Annotated in this window: 17 protein-coding genes; 11 read left to right on the forward strand and 6 right to left on the reverse strand. The window is 40.3% G+C overall.

Annotated features, from left to right (window positions below):
* Window positions 1–456 precede the first annotated feature (456 nt).
* Window positions 457–1,329 carry a KaiC domain-containing protein gene (locus tag ABIM45_02220; protein MEO0238726.1) on the forward strand — a complete coding sequence of 291 codons (873 nt, stop codon included), beginning with the start codon at window positions 457–459 and terminating at the stop codon, window positions 1,327–1,329.
* A gap of 2 nt (window positions 1,330–1,331) precedes the next feature.
* Window positions 1,332–1,997, forward strand: a complete 666-nt coding sequence (locus ABIM45_02225; protein ID MEO0238727.1) for a bacterio-opsin activator — start codon at window positions 1,332–1,334, stop codon at window positions 1,995–1,997.
* Between the two features lie 83 nt (window positions 1,998–2,080).
* Here ABIM45_02225 and ABIM45_02230 read toward each other — a convergent pair whose 3' ends face one another.
* The gene (locus tag ABIM45_02230; GenBank protein MEO0238728.1) at window positions 2,081–3,820 is read right to left on the reverse strand and encodes an AMP-binding protein; all 1,740 of its coding nucleotides are present in this window, start codon (window positions 3,818–3,820) and stop codon (window positions 2,081–2,083) included.
* A 112-nt stretch (window positions 3,821–3,932) separates the two neighbouring features.
* Between ABIM45_02230 and ABIM45_02235 the strand changes: the two genes are divergently transcribed.
* The 4 genes from ABIM45_02235 to kdsA are packed head-to-tail and all read left to right on the forward strand — an operon-like array spanning window position 3,933 to window position 7,415.
* On the forward strand, window positions 3,933–4,349 hold the full coding sequence (locus ABIM45_02235; GenBank protein MEO0238729.1) for a hypothetical protein: 417 nt from the start codon (window positions 3,933–3,935) through the stop codon (window positions 4,347–4,349).
* Window positions 4,346–5,875 carry a glutamine-hydrolyzing GMP synthase gene (gene guaA / locus ABIM45_02240; GenBank protein ID MEO0238730.1) on the forward strand — a complete coding sequence of 510 codons (1,530 nt, stop codon included), beginning with the start codon at window positions 4,346–4,348 and terminating at the stop codon, window positions 5,873–5,875. Before ABIM45_02235 ends, guaA begins: the two co-directional genes overlap by 4 nt.
* A 2-nt stretch (window positions 5,876–5,877) precedes the next feature.
* Entirely contained in the window at window positions 5,878–6,573 is a 696-nt protein-coding gene (locus ABIM45_02245; protein ID MEO0238731.1) for a metallophosphoesterase family protein, read from the forward strand.
* The gene (kdsA, locus tag ABIM45_02250; GenBank protein MEO0238732.1) at window positions 6,570–7,415 is read left to right on the forward strand and encodes a 3-deoxy-8-phosphooctulonate synthase; all 846 of its coding nucleotides are present in this window, start codon (window positions 6,570–6,572) and stop codon (window positions 7,413–7,415) included. Before ABIM45_02245 ends, kdsA begins: the two co-directional genes overlap by 4 nt.
* On the opposite strand, the gene ABIM45_02255 is transcribed toward kdsA, so the two are convergent.
* From ABIM45_02255 to uvrB, 3 genes are read right to left on the reverse strand one after another with little or no spacing between them, the layout of a single operon-like run.
* Window positions 7,384–7,740, reverse strand: a complete 357-nt coding sequence (locus ABIM45_02255) for a PASTA domain-containing protein (GenBank protein MEO0238733.1) — start codon at window positions 7,738–7,740, stop codon at window positions 7,384–7,386. The genes kdsA and ABIM45_02255 overlap by 32 nt on opposite strands.
* Window positions 7,730–8,545, reverse strand: a complete 816-nt coding sequence (ricT, locus tag ABIM45_02260; protein ID MEO0238734.1) for a regulatory iron-sulfur-containing complex subunit RicT — start codon at window positions 8,543–8,545, stop codon at window positions 7,730–7,732. Before ricT ends, ABIM45_02255 begins: the two co-directional genes overlap by 11 nt.
* Window positions 8,514–10,556 carry an excinuclease ABC subunit UvrB gene (gene uvrB / locus ABIM45_02265; GenBank protein MEO0238735.1) on the reverse strand — a complete coding sequence of 681 codons (2,043 nt, stop codon included), beginning with the start codon at window positions 10,554–10,556 and terminating at the stop codon, window positions 8,514–8,516. Before uvrB ends, ricT begins: the two co-directional genes overlap by 32 nt.
* 99 nt (window positions 10,557–10,655) lie before the next feature.
* Here uvrB and ABIM45_02270 point away from each other — a divergent pair, with 99 nt between their 5' ends.
* From ABIM45_02270 to ABIM45_02290, 5 genes are read left to right on the forward strand one after another with little or no spacing between them, the layout of a single operon-like run.
* Window positions 10,656–13,961 (forward strand): hypothetical protein, encoded by a 3,306-nt coding sequence (locus ABIM45_02270; GenBank protein MEO0238736.1) that lies wholly within the window; start codon window positions 10,656–10,658, stop codon window positions 13,959–13,961.
* 6 nt (window positions 13,962–13,967) lie between these two features.
* Window positions 13,968–14,942: an ATP-dependent 6-phosphofructokinase gene (locus ABIM45_02275; GenBank protein ID MEO0238737.1), complete on the forward strand. Its 975-nt coding sequence runs from the start codon at window positions 13,968–13,970 to the stop codon at window positions 14,940–14,942.
* Between the two features lies 1 nt (window position 14,943).
* Window positions 14,944–15,861, forward strand: a complete 918-nt coding sequence (gene fba, locus ABIM45_02280; GenBank protein MEO0238738.1) for a class II fructose-1,6-bisphosphate aldolase — start codon at window positions 14,944–14,946, stop codon at window positions 15,859–15,861.
* A 7-nt stretch (window positions 15,862–15,868) separates the two neighbouring features.
* On the forward strand, window positions 15,869–17,944 hold the full coding sequence (locus ABIM45_02285; protein ID MEO0238739.1) for a UvrD-helicase domain-containing protein: 2,076 nt from the start codon (window positions 15,869–15,871) through the stop codon (window positions 17,942–17,944).
* Window positions 17,919–18,809: a YitT family protein gene (locus ABIM45_02290; protein ID MEO0238740.1), complete on the forward strand. Its 891-nt coding sequence runs from the start codon at window positions 17,919–17,921 to the stop codon at window positions 18,807–18,809. Before ABIM45_02285 ends, ABIM45_02290 begins: the two co-directional genes overlap by 26 nt.
* Here ABIM45_02290 and ABIM45_02295 read toward each other — a convergent pair.
* Complete coding sequence (locus ABIM45_02295) at window positions 18,806–19,438, reverse strand: hypothetical protein (protein MEO0238741.1); 633 nt, start codon at window positions 19,436–19,438, stop codon at window positions 18,806–18,808. The two genes, ABIM45_02290 and ABIM45_02295, sit on opposite strands and share 4 nt — an antisense overlap.
* A gap of 1 nt (window position 19,439) precedes the next feature.
* Window positions 19,440–20,297 carry a hypothetical protein gene (locus ABIM45_02300; protein MEO0238742.1) on the reverse strand — a complete coding sequence of 286 codons (858 nt, stop codon included), beginning with the start codon at window positions 20,295–20,297 and terminating at the stop codon, window positions 19,440–19,442.
* Window position 20,298: the final 1 nt, after the last annotated feature.

Genomic DNA, 20,298 nt, shown 5'->3' on the forward strand with positions numbered 1-20,298 from the left:
GACTAAGTTTGATTCTTATTCCAATTAGTTGTCAGATTGAACTTTTATGTGAAACACTGGGGCTTGGGATTCGTGGGAATACGTACTCTATCAAAATTAAGTTTACTTAAACGATCTTTTACTTTTGTTTTGATACCCATTTTAGGCTTTTTTCTTGTTGTAAGCCCTGTCGAGCTCCCTTTGTAACCTAATTGCGACCTGTGTTCATTTTATTACCTTTATATTACCTCTCAGACTTACTTACCTACTTTTTCCCTTTTAGCTTACACCCCAACTCTTAACACCCTGCCCACCACCTTCATCTGCGTCGATTTTGAAGAATAAAAAATGCAATTTGGTCTCCGTTTTATTGTTTTTCAAGAAGCTATCCCATTTCGAGTAGATTAATTTTGAGGAACGCCGAATTCTTGACTTATCAGATTTTCTCCGCTATTATTAAATAAAAGGAGTAAGATTATGCCTGAAGATTATCAGGAGGAACAAAGGATTGAGCCCGATTTATCAGCGGTGTATACTGGTACGGAGGCGCTGGAAAAGGCACCCGAAATTTATGGTGTAGAAACGGGTATTGAGGGGCTTGATGATCTATTTTATATAGTTGAATCCAGAAAGAATCGGCTGGAAAAGAAGTCTTTAAAAGGTATACCTGCTTACTCGGTAATGAATATCACAGGGGTTTCGGACACAGGAAAATCGCTTATAGTTGAGCAATTTACAGTATACAGAGCAAGCAAGGGCGACAAAGTGGCCTTCATAACAGTAGAATCTCCGGCAAATTTTGTTGTTGCCTCACTGAAATTAAGGGCTATGGCAATGGGGTTGAATTTTGACCAGTTTCAAGATAACATAATATTGATTGATGCTGCCTCTTCTACTCGAATCAGAGAGAATATACCAGACTTACTTGCAACTCTAACCTACGTGATAAAGACTTATAAAGTTAAGTTCACTGTTGTAGATTCAATTACCGGACTCTTTGAGAATAAGGAAATGATGGCTCGTGCAGTGGTGAGAAGAATGTATAACTACATGAAAAAGTGGTATCAAACTGCCCTTTTTGTATCGCAGAAAAGAAGTGGACATGAGGAACTGACGGCTGAGGCAGCTGGGGGATATGCTGTGGGGCACATAGTAGATGGAACGATGGTACTGGCAAAGGAATTAGTGGATTCGGTCTATAAAGCACGGTTATATAGAAAACCATTGGGTGACATTGTTAGATTATTTAGAATCGATGGATGCAGAATGTCGGGACATGATACAAGAACCCATTTTTTAGAAATTACAGATACAGGTTTGCTTATAATTAAGGAACCAATAGGAGGGTAACAATGGTGATAGAAATTACGGGGTTACCACAAGCAGAAATGAATGAAAAGGACCTTGAGTATCTTGTCAGTAGGGTCTTTTTCAAGTCTATAGACCTTCTTGGTGGACTAAATAAACTTGCGGAATTCAGGACTCTTACATGGCTTCCAAGCTTAGCAAGAGCAGCATACGTAATAGTTCTAAGAGATGAATATCTAAGAACGGAAGACGAAATAGCAAAAAGGGTTGGGCTTACGAGAAATACCGTTAGGAATATACTAAGAGCCGATCCAACCCTTGCCATGGAGAAGATCAAAAAGCTTGAAGAACTTGCCAAGGAAGAGATCAGGGAGATGAAGGTGCACACTGCTGGTGGGATAGCAAAACTCGCTTACAAGATGGTAAAAGAAGGGAATGATGCAGAAACTCTCGTTCAATATTATGGGTTGGCTGCTGAAGATGTGGCAAAGGCCCTTGATATACCGTGGGCATATGCTGTTCTTAAATGCACAAAAGGAATAAAATACCCAATCGAAGAAGGCTCTGTCCTCAAAGAGAGACTAACGGGCTTGAAGATTAAGAATCTTCCTTCTGAAGAGGTCATTGAAAAATTGCATTTCCCAATCAAAAATCCCGCGCACCTTTTACATGAGATAAAGCTTGTAATAAGCAGTATCGAAGGCAATTAATTAGAGCAGATTCTACAATTTGTAAGCTTTATAGATTTGTAAAAGTGTGACTAGTATTTATAACTTTGGCTTCTGTTTAAATGCTATTTTTTCTTAGTATCTCTATACTGTTGCTGGAATAGATAACGCTTTATCTTCATCGATGTTGTTTTGGGAAATTCTTCTTCACGAATAGTAAACTTCTTTACCCGTTTGTACTCAGCCAGATCATTGCAGTAGGTGTCAATTTCTCTGTCAATAAGTTTGTAAATATCGTCGATAGTTGGATTTTTGATGCCCTGCTCTTCGAAGTATTGCTGGACTGCTTCAAAGTTCGGGTATACTATAGCGTGAACCTCTTCTTTTTTGGTGTCGGGGTCGTAGGCACCAAGTACCAGAACCTCGGCAATGTATGGTGAGCGTAGAAGTGCAGTTTCAACCTCCTCAGGGTATACATTCTTTCCGCCAGCGGTTACGATTACATTTTTCCTCCTACCCGTAATATATACATAGCCATCCTTGTCGATATAGCCCAGGTCACCCGTAAGGAACCATCCGTCCTCGGTAAATACTTCTTTAGTGGCTTCCTCGTTTTTATAATATCCAGCCATTACCATAGGCCCCTTAACGGCGATTTCGCCGACTCCTTCTTCATTAGGTTCATAAATCTTAATCTCTGCATAAGGGACAGGTAAGCCTGCGCTATCGTTCTTAGGACAACAGATGGGATTCAGAGTTATAACAGGAGAAGTTTCAGAAAGACCATATCCCTGGAGAATCGGGAATCCCATTTCTTCGAGGGCCCTCGATACCCACCTGGGGAGGGCTGCACCACCAGAAATAAGATATCTCAAATTATCCATCCCAAGTTTTGCTCTAACACTTTTAAACAGTGCTTTGGAAGCTTTGCCTTTGAGAAAGGTATCCAGCGCCTTTGAAGTCCCTCTCAATCCGTTAAAGACAGCTTTTGTTAAAATGCCTGATTTCTCAATATTTTTGAAAATTCCTTCCACAATTTTCTCAAGCAGTAAAGGAACAACTAACATCGCGGTAGGTTTAACATACTTCATTTCTTCTATCATTACTTTAGACTTGAGTGAACTTGCGTATGCAATTGCGGCTCCTCCAGCTATTGGAACCACCAGTCCGCAAGTCTGTTCGTAGACGTGGTGAATTGGTAAAACAGAGAAGAAGGTATCGCCAGGCCCGTACTCAAGGCACTGATATAGAGAATCTACATCGGACATAATGTTTTTGTGTAAAAGCATTACACCCTTAGAAACTCCAGTTGTTCCTGATGTGTAAAGGATAACTGCAAGGTCTTCAAAGGCGACGTTTTCTTTAGGAATTCCAGTTTTGACTTTCTGAAAGATATCTTTAAGAGACACAATGTTAAATTTGTTGGGCTGTTTAGAAATAATGTATTTCAATGTCGGAACTTCTTTCTGTATTTCCAAGAGGTCCTCAAGGAATCTGTCCTGAGCGGTTATAAGCACTGCCTCTGAATCCTTCAAAATATATTTAATTTCAGGGGTTTTAAGGCGAGCGTCAACAGGAATAACCGTTAAACCCAACCAATGGTAAGCAAAATAAGTAATAGCCCAATAGGGAGAGTTATCTCCAATAATCGCTGCTTTGTTGCCTTTTTTAAGCCCAAGCTCTTCTTTTAAGTATTTAGCAAGACGGGTAACATGATCATACATCTCATCATATGTAAAAGTAATCCATTCATCCCCTTCCCTCATCATGAGAGCCATCCGGTCTTTATAAAGCCTATGAGACCTCTCAAACATTTCGGGGATGGTAAACCATCCGATACCCGGTCTAACAGTCGGAAATGCCATACTCACCTCCTCTATCAATTCTGAATTTTAAACGTCAAGTTTTAAAATGTCAAACATAGAGACGGAAATAGAATAAACAAGTAAATTGCCTTAAAATAGACAAATAATAAAGATGGTTGAGAAAATCCTTAAAGAGATAAGGAATCGATTTGGAATACCTGAAGAAGTTTTTTCTAAGTGGAAAATAGTTGAAGCTGGGGATTTGTGGATAATGTCTGAAGAGGCGTTCAAGTTTCCTATAAAGAATTTCTCCAGGAAAGGTATTAGGTTGGTGAGAGTATACCGTGATGGATACAAGCTAACGACAGCGGGAATACAGATTTTTGGTAAATATGCTACAAAAAATGTAATGGAAATAAGTGCTGAGCAGGTCAAAGACTATCTTGAGGGGAAAGACCTCTCAGTAGGTTCTTGCAATGCGGAAAATGGTCAAGTAATTATAAAATGCGGAGATGATTATTTGGGAAGCGGTCTATATGTCAACGGCAAGGTTAAAAATCAGTTACCAAAAGGGAGAAGGTGGTATTGAAAGAGAAGATAGTAATTCTTGATTTTGGGTCTCAGTATACTCAACTAATTGCCCGAAGAATAAGGGAAATCGGGACATATTCGGAAATTTTACCTTACTGGCTAACACCAAAGGATTTGGGTGACAACGTAAAGGGAATTATTCTTTCTGGGGGCCCTTCCAGTGTTTACGACGAAAATGCTCCGTTACCCTGCGAAGAGATATTTCGTTTAGGTATACCGATCCTTGGTATTTGCTATGGGCTTCAAGTAATAGCTCACCTTTTTGGTGGGAAGGTCGAGCCTGCTGAGAACAGAGAATATGGATTTCAGAAGTTGAAAATTATTAAAAATTCAGAACTTTTAGAAAATGTGAGAGACGGCGGCACAGTGTGGATGTCCCATGGAGATATAGTAAAGCAAATCCCAGAAGGTTTTGTTGTTACAGCATCCACAGAAAATTCCCCCTTCGCTGTTATAGAAAATCCCGAAAAGAAAATCTTTGGGGTTCAATTCCATCCAGAAGTAGCACACACTGAAGATGGCCTTGTCCTGCTTAGCAATTTTGTGAAAAAGATATGCGGTACATCGGCTACCTGGAACTTAGAGGATTACCTAACTTTACAGATCAAGAAAATCAGAGAGGAAGTCGGAGATTCCAAAGTACTCTTAGCCTTGTCGGGTGGGGTTGATTCCTCTGTCGTTGCCTATATGCTTTACAAGGCTATTGGCAATAACTATTACCCCATATTTGTCGATACAGGGCTTCTCAAAAAGGGAGAAAAAGAACGTATCCACAGATATTTTGGCCATAATCCCAATCTCAGAATTGTTGACGCATCTCACGAATTTTTCAACGCCCTCAAAGGTATTGAAGATCCTGAAAGAAAAAGGAAAATCATCGGTAAAAAGTTTATCGAAGTATTCGAAAATGAAGCTAAAAAGATAGGGATAAAATTCGAATACCTGGCTCAAGGCACCCTCTATCCTGATGTTATAGAATCCACATCGGTGGTAGGTCCCTCCGAGGTAATAAAGTCTCATCATAATGTGGGTGGGCTCCCTGAAAAGTTGCACCTTAAGCTAATTGAACCGCTTAGAGAGCTCTTTAAAGACGAAGTCAGAAAAATAGGCAAACTTTTGAATGTCCCCGACGAAATTTTACAGAGGCACCCTTTCCCAGGCCCTGGAATGGCCGTAAGGATTATCGGCGAAGTAACACCTGAGAAAGTAAAAATACTACAAGAAGCCGATTACTTGGTAGAAAGTATCATAAAGAAACACAAACTTTATAATGAAATCTGGCAAGCTTTCCCGGTTCTACTACCGGTAAAAACCGTTGGCGTCAAAGGAGACAAGAGAAGTTATGAAAACGTAATAGCTATAAGAGCGGTTGTCAGCGTTGATGGCATGACTGCCGATTGGTACAGGATGCCCTACAAAGTGCTTGCTGAAATTTCAACTAGCATCCTGAATAGTGTGCAGGGCGTAAATAGAGTTGTATATGATATTTCTACAAAGCCTCCTGCAACCATAGAATGGGAGTAGAAATGAGAATACTTATAATATCCGATATCCACGGAAATATTTATCCCCTTCAAAAGGTTTTAAAAACAGAAACTTATGACCTTATGATTTGTCTCGGGGATCTTGTGGATTATGGACCTTTTCCCGATGAAGTAACATCCATAATCAGAGAAAAGGCAAATTATTGTGTACTGGGGAACCACGATTACAGCTTTGCCTTTGACGACGATTGCCCCGGTACCACACCTGAGTTTCGCAAAATTACATATGAGATAAGAAATTACTTTAAATATAGACTTTCGCCAGAAAATATAGCCTTTCTTAAAACTCTTCCACTTACTAAGGAGGTTATGATTGAAGGCCAGTCTTTCCTATTGCTCCATTCTTCTGCCGAAGACCCCCTTGGTGACTATGTGACGTTTGATCAGGATCCAGAGATTATAAAAAAGAGGATGCTCCCAGATAAACTTGTAAATGTAATTCTTTACGGACACACCCACCAGTCTGGCATGTTAAAGATAAATAACGTTACAATCTTTAACCCCGGTAGTCTGGGTTTTCCAAGGGGAAAAGATAGGTACCCAAGCTATGCGATCTTAGAAAATGGGCAGTTTAAAATCCAATATGTTGAATATGATGTTTCAAAGATTGTCAGCGAATACAAGAAACATTCTGTTCCAGAGGAAATTATTCATAAGCTTATAGGAGCGAGAATATGACAAAAGTCATTGAGGTTGGTAATGTAAAAATAGGCGGAAACAATCCAATTGTCTTGATAGCAGGACCATGTGTGATTGAAAGCGAAGAGATAACTCTCAAGACCGCAGAGAGGATCAAAAAAATCACCGAGAAATTAAAAATACCATTCATATTCAAGTCCTCGTACGCTAAGGACAACAGATCCTCTGTAGAATACTACTATGGTCCTGGTGTCGAAAAGGGCATAAAAATCCTCGAAAAAGTAAAAAAAGAATTTAACATCCCCGTTTTATCTGATGTGCATTACCCTGATGAGGTACCGGTTGCTGCTGAAGTCCTTGATGTTATCCAGATTCCCGCCTTTCTATGCATGCAGACGAGGTTAACCTTAGAAATCGCAAAGACGGGAAAAGTGGTCAATGTGAAAAAGGGTCAATTTCTTGCTCCACAGGATATAAAAAATGTGGTAAAAAAAATTGAAAGTACGGGAAATACAAAAATCTTACTTACCGAAAGAGGAACCTTTTTTGGCTATCACAATCTCATTGTAGATATGCGATCAATGAAGATAATGCGGGATACCGGCTATCCGGTTATCTTTGACGTCACTCATACTGTAAGAGTTTATGGAATCCCCTCTAAGGACCCGAGAGGTGGAAATCCCGAATTTATATTCCCCCTTGCACGGGCAGGGGTTTCCATAGGCATTGACGGGATATTTATTGAAACACACCCAGAACCTCAGAATGCTTTATCAGATGCTTCAAGTATGCTGCCCCTTAATCAACTTGAATCGCTCCTCATACAGATCAAACGGATCGACGAGATGGTTAAGGAGTTTCTCCGCGAGGATTATCGCTGAGATAAAGGTGAATTATCCGGCCTTCTTTGACGAGCATCCCTGAGGGAGGCTCCGTTTTCCAAACATACTTACCTGAACCAACCATATTCCATTTAAGTTTTCTCTCACTCAGTATTTTTATGCTTTCTTCTACCTTAAGACCTGCTAAATATGGCACTTCAGTAGTTTTCCGCGAACCCACATATTTTTCAAGAATTACCCGGTCAACAAAAATAGCAAGTATTAGCGAATAAATTAGCAGGAATAGACCAGTAAAAAGGATCGTAAAAAAGATCTTGCCCACTTTGCTACTTTCGAATTTCTTAAAGGCTTCTTTAAATTTCATCCTCTTCTTCCTCACCACTCTCTACTTCCGTAGGTATCCAGTACATTTCTTCCTCAGTTTCATCCTCAAAAACAAGCTTTATTTTCTTTGTAATGTAGTTTACTTCCGTTACTATGCCAGGTCCTTTGTCAGTTTCAATAACGCTTCCCACCTCTGGAAATCTTGATTTAAGATCTCGATAGTATTCGAGTTCGTACCTTAAACAACATCTTAACCTTCCGCATATACCCGAAATCCTGTCGGGGGAGGCAAAGATGAACTGTTCCTTTGCAGTCTCGAGTGTGATCGAGGGGAGTTTATTTAGAAACCTTTTACAGCATATCTCAAATCCACAAACACCAACCCCACCCATAACCCTTGCAAGATCCCGCGCGCCTATCTGCTGAAATTCCACACGAACATGCAAAATTTTTGAAAGCGCTGCTGCGACCTTATCGAGTTTAACTTTTCTTTCAGCTGTATATGTGAAGGTGATTATCCCCTTGCCTACGTCGAAGTCTTCTTTAACAATCTTGATATCCCTTAGATTGTTCTCAAAAAGGAATCCTTTCGTTATTTTTTTCATTGTCGAGATAACTTCGTCGTTACCAGCAATCCTGAACCTATCCAATATTTTATCCGCAACCTTTTTGGAGAACCCCCTCACTTTTACCAAAATCTCCTCTTCTATTTCTGGATATTTCAAAAAGATATAGCTACCCGGGGAAAAATCCACATGATACGGCAATGCAACCACGTCAAATCCACCGCCAACTATCGAAATTTCAATAGAATTATTTTGTTCCCCTTTTCGAAGCTTTTGCAACTTTTTTCTCCTTCTTCTCTAACTCGTTTTTTATCTGCTTTATTGTATCTCTATATTTTGCAGCCTTTTCGAAGTCCAATAAACTGGCAGCCTTGAACATACGTCTTTCGAGTTCCTCTATGACCTCATATATGGTGAACATCGAGCGCAATTCAGCTACCTCTTTTTCGATATCATCTTCTTCCGTTCTCTTCATAATCCTCTCATCCGCCACAATGGTTGTCCTCATAATCTCTTCCGGAGTTTTCTTAATCGTTTGAGGTATAATATTATGTTCACGATTGTACGCCATTTGTATTTCCCTTCTTCGATTAGTCTCCTTAATTGCCCGCTCCATTGCTTCCGTCACCACATCAGCGTAAAGAACTACTCTACCGCAGGCATTTCGCGCTGCTCTTCCTGCCATTTGTATGAGTGCCGTCTCCGACCTTAAAAATCCCGTCTTATCTGCATCTGTAATAAGAACGAGGGATACCTCTGGGAGGTCAAGACCTTCCCTGAGCAGGTTTACACCTACAAGTACATCAAATTCTCCCAATCTTAGTCCCCTGATTATTTCTACTCTTTCTAAGGCATCAATCTCTGAGTGAAGGTATTTTACCCTAAACCCCAGCGAAGTAAGATACTCTGCGAGATCTTCTGCTGTTCTTTTTGTGATTGTCGATATCAATACCCTTTCTCCACGTTCTACCACATTCCTAATCTCTTCGATCATGTCCTCTACTTGATTGGATGATGGCTTTACTACTATTTCCGGATCTACGAGGCCAGTGGGTCTGATAATTTGTTCAACTACTATCCCGTTGGATTTCTTAATTTCGTACTCAGCGGGGGTTGCGGAAACAAATAAGACCTTATCCCAAAGCTCTTCAATTTCTTCAAACTTTAATGGTCTGTTGTCCAGGGCACTGGGCAGTCTGAATCCATACTCAACGAGGGTTTCTTTCCTCGATCTATCACCATTGTACATAGCCATAAGCTGAGGTATTGTAACATGGGATTCGTCAATTATTGTTAAATACTCGTCAGGGAAGTAATCAATAAGACAGAAAGGTCTTTCACCTGGTTTTCTGCCTGATAAGTGCCTGGAATAGTTTTCAATCCCCGGACAATACCCAACCTCTCTCAGCATCTCAAGGTCAAACTTCGTTCTCCTTTCCAATCTCTGAGCTTCCAGTATCTTTCCCTGCCTGTAAAGTTCTTCAAGCCTTTCTTCAAGTTCTTGCTTTATTGACTCAATTGCCCTCTCAAGCTTGCTTTTGGTTGTAACCCAATGTCCTGCAGGATAAATGACGATTTTATCCCTTACTTCCAGTACCTTGTTGGTCAGGATATCAACTATTTTTATGGAATCAATGGTCTTTTCAGGAACTTCAATCCTCACAATATAATCTTCGTATGCCGGCACAATATCTATCCTTCCACCCCTCACTCTAAAGTTTCCTCTCCTCAAATCTACGTCGTTTCGTGTATATTGAAGGTCTATAAGCCTTTCGACCAGGTCCCTTATGTTAATCTCCTGTCCTTTCTCTAAAACCAGGTAAAGTTCTAACACATCTTCAGGATCACCAAGTCCATAAATCGCCGAAACACTGGCTACTACGATCACATCGTCTCTGGAAAGCAAAGAAGAAGTTGTTCTCAATCTTAAACGTTCAATGTCTTCATTGATATCAGCCTCTTTTTCAATATAGGTGTCGGTTTCTGGGATATACGCCTCAGGTAGGTAATAGTCATAATAAGAGATGAAATATTCAACGGCATTGTGAGGGAACAAGCTTTTAAATTCTCCGAATAATTGTGCTGCGAGTGTTTTATTGTGTGAAATCACAAGAGTTGGAAGGCCCAACTCTTTTATGACATGAGCCATGGTAAAGGTTTTACCAGAACCCGTTACTCCTAAAAGAACTTGATACTTTGCCCCTTGTCTAAAATTTTCGACAATCTCCTTTATGGCCTTCGGCTGATCACCCTTCGGCACCAGGTTCGTAACAAGTTCAAACTTTGCCATATTAAAATTTTAAGGCATTTTCCTCTAAAAATCAATGGTTTTGAAGTTTTGAATTACAGGCAAAGTGAGTTAAAATTAAGTTTTAAAAAGGGGGATTTGATGCTTTTGCTACTTCTTATTGCAAACTATTGGTTTATGCCTCACAAGAACTATGACCTTTATCGGGAAGTAAGGCTTTTACCAAACTTTTATCAAAAAGAGGCCAGAGTTCAAAGTGTATTTTCAAGATTTAGATTAACAAATCCTGAATTTCATCCCCAGCTTCAGAAGGTAAAAAAATATGCTAAATTCCGCAAAGATAAACAGCAAATTGTAATGAGGGTTCTGGCTCTAAGAGTCGAATTTGAAGAGGAAAATCCAGATGATCCAAGGACTACAGGTAATGGCCTTTTTAGAAATAATTCGAATGGACAAGATCCTATTCTTGGTTTAGATTGTAATGGACGACCCTATTACAATCCCTATTACGATCCGCCACACGATTGGACCTATTTCAATAATCAGATGCGGGCCCTTGCCTCTTATGTATACGCAGCCACCTACGGCAAGGTAAGGCTTGAATGGATAGTGAAACCCGATTCGGGCTTGCCTCCTTATAAAGTGCCCCATCCCATTTCTTATTATGGGGACCCCAATAATATGGAGCTCGGTCTCGTGACCTTCGTGAGGGATGCTTTTAGAAGTGCAGACGAAGACCCCTCTATTTCTTTTGAAGACCTCGATAGAAACGGTGTTAAAGATTACCTCGAAGGTGTATGGGTTAGATATATAATCTTTCACGCAGGTTCTGCATGGCAAACCGATATCCTTGGAGACTCCCCTTACGACCTTGCTGCGGTAACCATACCGCCCGGGGCACTGGAGTATTACTTCGGGAGGGGCTATCTTGTGCTTAACGGGGGAGTTGATACAGTTTACGATGCCTGTATATTACCTGAAACTATGTCACAGGACGGGTTGGAAATTAGGTTGCAGGGCACCTTATTCCACGAAAGTGGGCATAATCTATTTTTATTACCCGACCTTTATGACACCTATGGAAGGGGCGCAGGCATTGGTGCCTTTGGAATAATGACAACGGGGCCTTACCTTGAAGCAGAAGGGGTCCCTTCAGGGATCATACCTCCTCTCCCCAACGCATGGGAGAGAACATTCATGGATTTCATTCTGAAGGTTATCTATGGAGAGGGCTTCCTAGATAATAATGTAGTGGTTACGGTAGAACCGGGACAAGTATTTCAGGAAGTAAGCCTCTATCCCCTTCAGATACCTGTTGATTCCTTTGTAATGGAGAAACAGCGCTCAGGTCTCTACTACGTTTATGGGAACTTTTTAGAAAATCCATACTCAAAGCCGAGGATTGTAAAAATCCCAATAAATTCAAAAGAGTACTTTTTAATACAAAATTTGGAGACCAACATTGGGTCTAATGATTTTGTAAACTGTGGGGACACCATAAAGGTATCTGGAAGATGGAGTAACGGCGTTGTCGTTGATTTCAGGGGTGAAAATGATTATCTATTACCAGGTGATGGACTCCTGGTCTTTCACATTGATGATCAGATTATCTGGAATAACTACGCAACAAACACTGTGAATGCAGTTAGACCTATGGGGGTATATATTCTCGAGGCTGATCATGTCCAGGATTTTCAGCGATTCAACTGGGACTTCACTCCTTATTCTTACTGCTGGTTTGGAAGCCCTTACGACCTGTATTTTGAAGGAAACAATACCCTAATTTCCTCTACAACACTCCCCTCCTCTGTTGACAACCAGGGCAATAAAACATATATCGAAATCTTTGACATTTCCCCCAAAGGATACGAGATGAAGTTTAAAGTGAGGCTTGAAAAAAACCTTCCACCCTTCCCTGTTAGAATTGGATACAGTGTTGTGGATTCCAACTCTTCCCGAATGGTTATCGATGAACCTTATGAAAGTTACCTCGAAGGGAAGGATACTTTGCTCATCGCTTTGCAAAATATATACAGAAAATCAATTAACCTTTCTACCCTTGACACCACTGTAATAGATTCCTTTGGATTGGTTTCTGTTGTTAACTACAGTGGTCTCGTGATCCAGACGGACACTTTGAAAAATACGCGCTTTATAAAAGAGCCGGCCATCGGAGATATTAACGACGATGGATATTTAGATTTTCTTTGTGCAGCGGATAAACGAAGATTAATTCTTTACACTACAAAAGATGCTGATGGCAATGGAAGACCTGATATGTTGTTTAGCAAGGTATTGCCCGAAGAAATAGTTAGCGTGCCATCATTTTTTACCTTCAATGGCCAGAAAGTCTTAGGTGTTGGGCTCTTTGACAACAAATACTATATTCTTCGTTCCAATGGTGATACCCTTTTTGTTTTGAATACAGGTGCCCCCGCTCAAAATGTACCAGCCACGAATGGTTCGATTCTATTCTACCAATCTGTAGATGGTAGGCTGCTTATCCTAACTGACAGATTTGATGTTTACACAGTCGGTACTTCTAATTTGACTTCTTCGGCATGCTCGCCCGTTTTAGTTTACGATTCTACAAGCGGAGGTTATAAAGTAATATCTGTAAACGGTCTCGGCTATCTTACTATCTATAATGAACGGGGTGCCACTATCAATACACGCAAAATCGCCGAAAAACCCCTCCATGGCATTGCAATTGGAGACATTGATGCCGATGGAAATGAGGATATCGTTTATGTAACGGAAAAGTATCTTGTGGCTACTAACAAAGAGCTGGCGCTCATTAGTAAGTTCCCAGTTAGAATCGACTCTACAACAACTTTTCAACCGTTATTGGCGGACGTAGATGGTGATGGTTTCGAGGAAATTATATTGCCCACAGATAAAGGTATACACCTTTATGGTTACTTGCAAAGTGATTCTTTGAACTACTATCCTGTCTCAAAGGGGCTTAACTCTTCGCCATTCATAGAAGACATAAATAAAGACAATAAACCTGAGCTCATGTACATCACTGCAGATGGCTATATCTATGCCTATCCATTACCCACCCTGCGGAGCTCATGGAGACATTATGGTCACACATCGGAACATAATCCATTTATATCCTTACCTACTGAGGCCAATCTGCCTCCCGCCGAAAACGAGCTGGTTTCCCTTATTTACGTTTACCCTAATCCTGTTTTTGTTCCATACATTACTTTCCGATTTAAAGCGCTAAAAGGTGGGAAAGTTGATGTCAAGATCTATGACTTCTCCGGGAAAAAGGTCAAGGAAGCAAGTTTTGTTTTTAATGGCGAGGTTGTTGAAGAAAAACCCATTTATGTGGGAGACCTTGGAACTGACATTTATACATTAAAGGCGATTTTTGATATCAATGGTAAATCTGTGACCAAAAAGATAAGGTTTATTGTAGGTAAGAAAAAGGAGTGAAAGAGAATGGCCATAAAGAAAGTAGGTCTATTAACTGGGGGCGGTGATGCTCCCGGCATGAATGCGTGCCTTAGATTTTTAATCAAAGGCCTTATTGACGAGAACTACGAGGTTTTTGGCATCTACAAGGGCTTCAAAGGTATAATTGAAAAGAATTACCAGAAACTCTCTAAAAAAGATGCGGGTGGTATAATTCAAAAAGGTGGGACTATTCTTGGTACTTCGAGATATCCTGATTTCGTAAAGAAAGAAGTTCAAAAGATGGCGGTAAAAAATCTCGAGGAAATGGGAATAGATGCAATCATAATTGTTGGCGGAGAAGGTTCTATGCACGGAGCACACGCGCTAAGTCAAATGGGTATGAAGGTCATCGGGATACCTGCCTCAATTGATAATGACATCTATGGAACCGATGAGACCATCGGCGCAGACACAGCACTAAATACCATTGTAAAATCCGTTGATATAATAAAGGATACCGCGTCTTCCCTTGACCGAGCTTTTATCATAGAGGTAATGGGGCACACTTCAGGCTACTTGGCTCTAAATTCCTCTGTTACAACCGGAGCAGAGGCTTGCTTCATACCGGAATACGAAACAGATATTGATGAAGTAGTAAAGAGGTTGAACCAGAGATTCATTGAAGGTAGATCCAATTCCATTATCATTGTAGCTGAAGGATACAGCTCAGGTTACAAGGTCAAGGAATTGCTTGAAAAGAAAGGGGTAAAATATGAGTTGAGGGTCACCGTTTTAGGCCACCTGCAAAGGGGAGGTTCTCCTACTTTCAGAGATAGGAAGCTTGCTCTTGAATTTGCAGCTCACGCCATCGAGTTAATTAAAAAAGAAAAATTTGGGGTTATGGTCGCGAAAAAGGATAGCTTAGTTACTGAAATTCCACTCGAAGAAGTGGTCTCTCATAAGAAAACCCTCGACGAATCCCTGCTAAAAATGATGGATACTATAAAGTGGGAGGATTAAAATGCCACTTTTATCAATGAAAGACCTTCTTTTAGAAGCAGACAGACAGGGTTATGCCGTTGGGGCTTTCAACATAAATAACATGGAGTTTTTCCAAGCAATCATGGAAGCTGCTGAAGAAGAGAGATCACCGGTTATTATCGCCGTTTCTGAGGGCGCTATTAATTATGCGGGGATAGAGTTCATTGAGGCCATTGTAAATGCAGGGGTGAAAAGGTATAAAGTACCCTTTGCTCTCCATCTTGACCACGGTAAGGATTTTCAAAAAATCCTTCTTGCAATCAGGCATGGTTTTACATCAATTATGATTGATGCTTCTGACAAGCCCTTCGAAGAAAATGTTAGAATTACCCAGGAAGTAATTAAAATTGCAAGACCACTCAATATTACTGTTGAAGCAGAACTCGGGCGCCTACTGGGAAAGGAGGAAGAGGTCGAAAGTAAAGTAGCAATTTACACCGAACCTGAAGATGCAGTTAAATTTGTTGAACTGACAAATTGTGATGCCCTTGCCATCGCTTGTGGAACATCCCATGGGGCCTATAAATTTAAAGGTGAACCTAAGCTGGATATTGAAAGAATCAAAAAAATCAAAGAGCTCGTGAAGATCCCTTTAGTTTTACATGGCGCCTCTGGAGTATCTGAGGAAATGGTAAATGAGGCCAATTCCCTCGGTTTTAACCTTTCAGGAGCGAAGGGCGTACCGGATCACGAAATAAAGCTCGCCATTACAGCGGGGATAAGAAAAATTAACATCGATACCGACCTAAGAATCAGCTACCTCATAGGATTTATGAAAAAGATCAAAGAAAATCCTTCGGATATTGACCCAAGAACTCATCTAAAAGAGGCAAGGCTAAGAGTTAAAGAAAAAGTTAAAGAAAAAATCAGGTTGTTTGGCTCTCAGGGAAAGGCTTAAATCTGTCATGGATTTATTCCTTGGATTAAATGAAAAACAAAGAGAAGCTGTTACCGTTGAAGGTGGACCAGTTCTTGTAATTGCAGGTGCAGGCTCGGGTAAAACGAAAGTTCTAACACATAGGGTCGCCTATTTAATAGGCGTTAAGGGAATTCCTCCTCATAGGATATTTGTTGCTACCTTTACCAATAAAGCGGCTGATGAGATGAAGGAAAGAATAAGAAACCTTATTGGCTCCGATATAAGAGACCTTTGGATAGGTACTTTTCATTCGCTTTGTGCACGCATTCTTAGGCAGGAGATTGAGAGACTTGGAACTTACACACGATACTTTACAATCTTGGATCGAGAAGATCAGAAGAAGATTTTAAAAGAGGTCCTGGGCGAGATCGGCGAAGAAAGCTCGAAACTCGAAAGTTTAGCAGAAAGCATCTCCCGTTATAAGACAGGTTTATTTGAAGCGGAAGATCAATATTTTTTAACCCTCTTCAAACACTATTCGAGAAAATTACTGGAATACAATGCCCTTGATTTCGATGACCTTCTCCTTCTTCCCTTGAGGATCTTTAAGGAATTTCCAGAAGTTCTTGAATACTACTCAACTAAATTTCAGCATGTTCTGGTAGATGAGTACCAGGATACAAACCATTTGCAGTATTTACTCATAAAGGCCCTATCTCATATTCACAGAAACGTTTTTGTTGTCGGAGATGAAGACCAGTCTATTTACTCCTTCAGAGGAGCAGACATACAAAATATTCTCAATTTTGAAAAGGATTTCCCTGATTGCAAAATTATAAAACTGGAACAAAACTACCGAAGCACTCAAAAAATATTACACGCAGCCTCCACCGTGATTAAAAACAATAGATACAGAATCGGAAAAACCTTATGGACTTCAAACCCACCAGGAGAAAATCTTGTTATAATAGAGACAGAAGACGAGGATGAGGAGGCACAAAAAGTGGTTGAAATAATTAGGGCTTCAAAACGTCCTTTTGGTGACTTTCTTATCCTTTACAGAATAAATGCCCAATCAAGGTCACTGGAATCTGCACTTCAGAGAAACGGAATTAATTATAAGATCGTTGGTGGAATAAAGTTCTACGAAAGAAAAGAGATAAAAGATATACTCGCATACCTAAAATTTCTTGTCAACCCAAAGGACGATATCTCCCTCGAGAGAATATTAAACGTTCCACCACGGGGAATAGGTCCGGAGACCATTAAAGTTCTAAAGGAAAAATCTCATGAACTCGGCTTACCACTCTTTGAAATTATTAAAAACCATCAGGAAATTTCACTGAATTCGAGGATTCACAGGGCTTTAGACAATTTTCTTGGCTTAATCACCGCCCTGGAGTCAAAGGTTTCGGAACTTAGTGCTTACGAAATGGTTACCTTTCTGGTGGACGAAATTCGTTATTATGATTACCTTCTTAGATCTACCGAACCTGAAAAGGCTCAGGAAAAGATAGAAAATGTTAGGGAACTAATTGGGGAGATTAAGAAGTTTTCTGAAGAAAACTCAAAGAGTGTAATGGATTACGTGCTTCAGATCTCCCTGCGCTCCGATATCGATGATTATAATGCATCCCCTGATTTTGTTACGTTAATGACGGTACACAATGCAAAAGGTTTAGAATTTCCAGTAGTTATAATTACCGGATTAGAAGAGTCAATTTTCCCTCACTATAGATCAAAAGATAACCCCCTCGAACTTGAAGAAGAAAGGAGGCTTTTTCATGTTGCCTTGACAAGGGCTAAAGAAAAGGTATATATTACCTTTACAAAGAATAGATACTTGCGCAAGGGTTTCCTCGAACCATCAAGGTTTATTTATGAACTGCCAGAAGAAGTAATTGATTACGTCGGAAAGTCAGAGGCTGAAACTGTCATAGAAAAATACCATTTTAAAGAAAAAAAGAGAGGTGAATTTGAACCTGGTGACTTAGTGCATCATCAAGTTTTTGGCATGGGTAAGGTAGTAGAAGTCTATGAGGATAAAATCAAAGTGAACTTTTTTAAGGTTGGTTTAAAAACATTGGTGATCGAGTATGCAAAACTTGAGAGAGTGGAATAAAAGTCTATTTCTGAAAATAAACTGGGCGGATGTCGCCGTCATTACCCTCGGGACACTCATTACCTCCGTTGGGATCGTTCTATTCCTGGCACCTAACAAGATCGCAGCAGGTGGGGTGTCAGGTATAAGCATTATATTATTTCACCTTTTCCACTTTCCAATAGGACTCACAATGCTCATAATAAATGCTATTCTGTTTGTAATCGCCTTTGTACTCCTTGGAAGTGAATTCGGATTGAAAAGCATTTATGCCACAGTCATGCTAAGTGTATTCGTCGATTTACTGGAGTACCTTCTTCCAAAGTCCTTGTATATTAATGACCTTGTGATAGCAACACTCTTTGGTGATCTCTTAACGGGATTTGGGATTGCCCTGGTCGTTTCGAGGGGGGCTTCCACCGGTGGAACCGATATTGTGGCAATGATCATTAAGAAATACACCAACATCGATATGGGAAAAGCTCTTATGGTAATAGATTTCACTATCACTCTCTTTGCAGGAATCTTCTTTGGTAAGATAATTGGGATGTATTCGCTCCTCGCCGTCATTATAAATACGAACACCATTGATTACGTTCTTGAAGGTATAACTACGTCCTTCCAGGCCTTCATAATATCAAAGGAGCACGAGGCCATTAAAGAAAGGATATTAAAGGAGATAGGACGAGGAGTAACTTTGATAAGAGCGATAGGTGGTTTTACCGGTGAAGAGCGACTTGCCCTATGGGTTATTTTAAAATCTCCAAGGGAAATAGTGAAACTTAAGGAGATAGTTAAAGAAGAGGACCCCACGGCCTTTGTTACAATAACTCACGTCCGTGAGGTCCTCGGAAAGGGATTTAAAAGAATTTCAAGTTCATTCTAAAAAGGCCTGATTCCGAGCCATTTGTTCAATAAGAAATCAAGTCTCCCTACAAGTAAGGAGAACCTCGCCATTACCGTATAACCGAAGGAGGCACCGAATCCAAGCATCAACAAGAATAGCCCCACCTTGGAAATCTGTTTTACGCCCGGCCTATCATGGGGAATTGAGAAGTAGAAATAGACCAGTACAGAAACTACTCCTACGAACAGAATCAAAGCATTGATCCAACTTATTAAATTAGGGTAAGGAGGTCTCAAAATTGAACTTTTGCTCTGCTCTATTATGTAAGTTTGAATAGTTAAAGGAATACTTAAACCCGAACCAATACCGAGTAGAACAGCCATGGGCCACCTTATCATATAGGAAATCTTTGGGAAAGCCGAAGTGAGATAAAGAAGTCCGAGAACAAATGGTATTATGAAAATGAATTGCTTCTCTTGAAATAGGGGAACCCACACATTAGGATAAAAGGCATTTTTATAAACCACCACAAGTCCGTACCCTGTAGCAAGCCCAACGAATAAGTGCTCGGCCATCCTGAAGAGTGGATTATCCTTATACAAAAAAGTGAAAATTGCTAAAGTGAGCAAAGCCTGAATCCATATCCAAAGGTTTGTCGAAATGTGCATGTTACTTCCTCCTCCTTGATAAAAAGTAACCTATGTTGCCAATTATTATGAACAAGATAATGAGTAATTGCCCTATTGAATTAGCATCCATCATCCTGATCGCTGAAGTAGAAAATTTACCTATTCCTTTCTCTTTCAAAATGCGATTAACGGCATCTTCGTATTCGGCTGCTGCTTTCATCCCAGCCAGCATGCCTATAAACTGGCCCGCCTGTATATATGGATAAAAATCACCTGCGCTAACACCAGTTACTGCTGCTGCAACTTTAACCCCGTATTTTGTATAAGCATAAACTGCCCATGTAGCAGGAATTGCTGATCCACTAAAACTTATAACTAAGGCAATATCTCTATAATTTTTTACAGGCTTTAGAGCGTAAATATCTGTGGTCTTAGTTCCAAAGTAATCTGTCTTATAAACGCTTTTAATGTCTTCTCCAAGCCCTAAAATCACTACAGCACCACCAGCTTGGTAGCCTAAGAAGACATAGTCAGTATCTCGACGAGCCCCAAGAACTCTCTCGGCTTCGGTAAAGGCATCCAGTGCTAAGCCGGCTCCTTGAACTCCTAAGGTCATGCCGATAGGAATTACCCCTCTTAGGATACAGTGTTTTACAACGGCCTTATACATTGGGTGTACTTCAGGAGCAACCGAGGGATCATAATCAGCGGACAAGATAACATAAGAGCCTTTGGGAAGAGTATCTATATATTCAAATACCCTCTTCACCTGGGGTGACATTTTTTGAGGGAAATGCGGTGGGAAGATTAAAGGAATTATGAGTCCAATTAAAATCACAAGATAAATGTATTTTCTGTCAATCTTGCTAAGTTTAATAAAGAAATCCCTTACTGACATA

This window comes from candidate division WOR-3 bacterium (assembly GCA_039803545.1).
In the GTDB taxonomy this organism is placed as follows: domain Bacteria; phylum Hydrothermota; class Hydrothermia; order UBA1063; family UBA1063; genus UBA1063.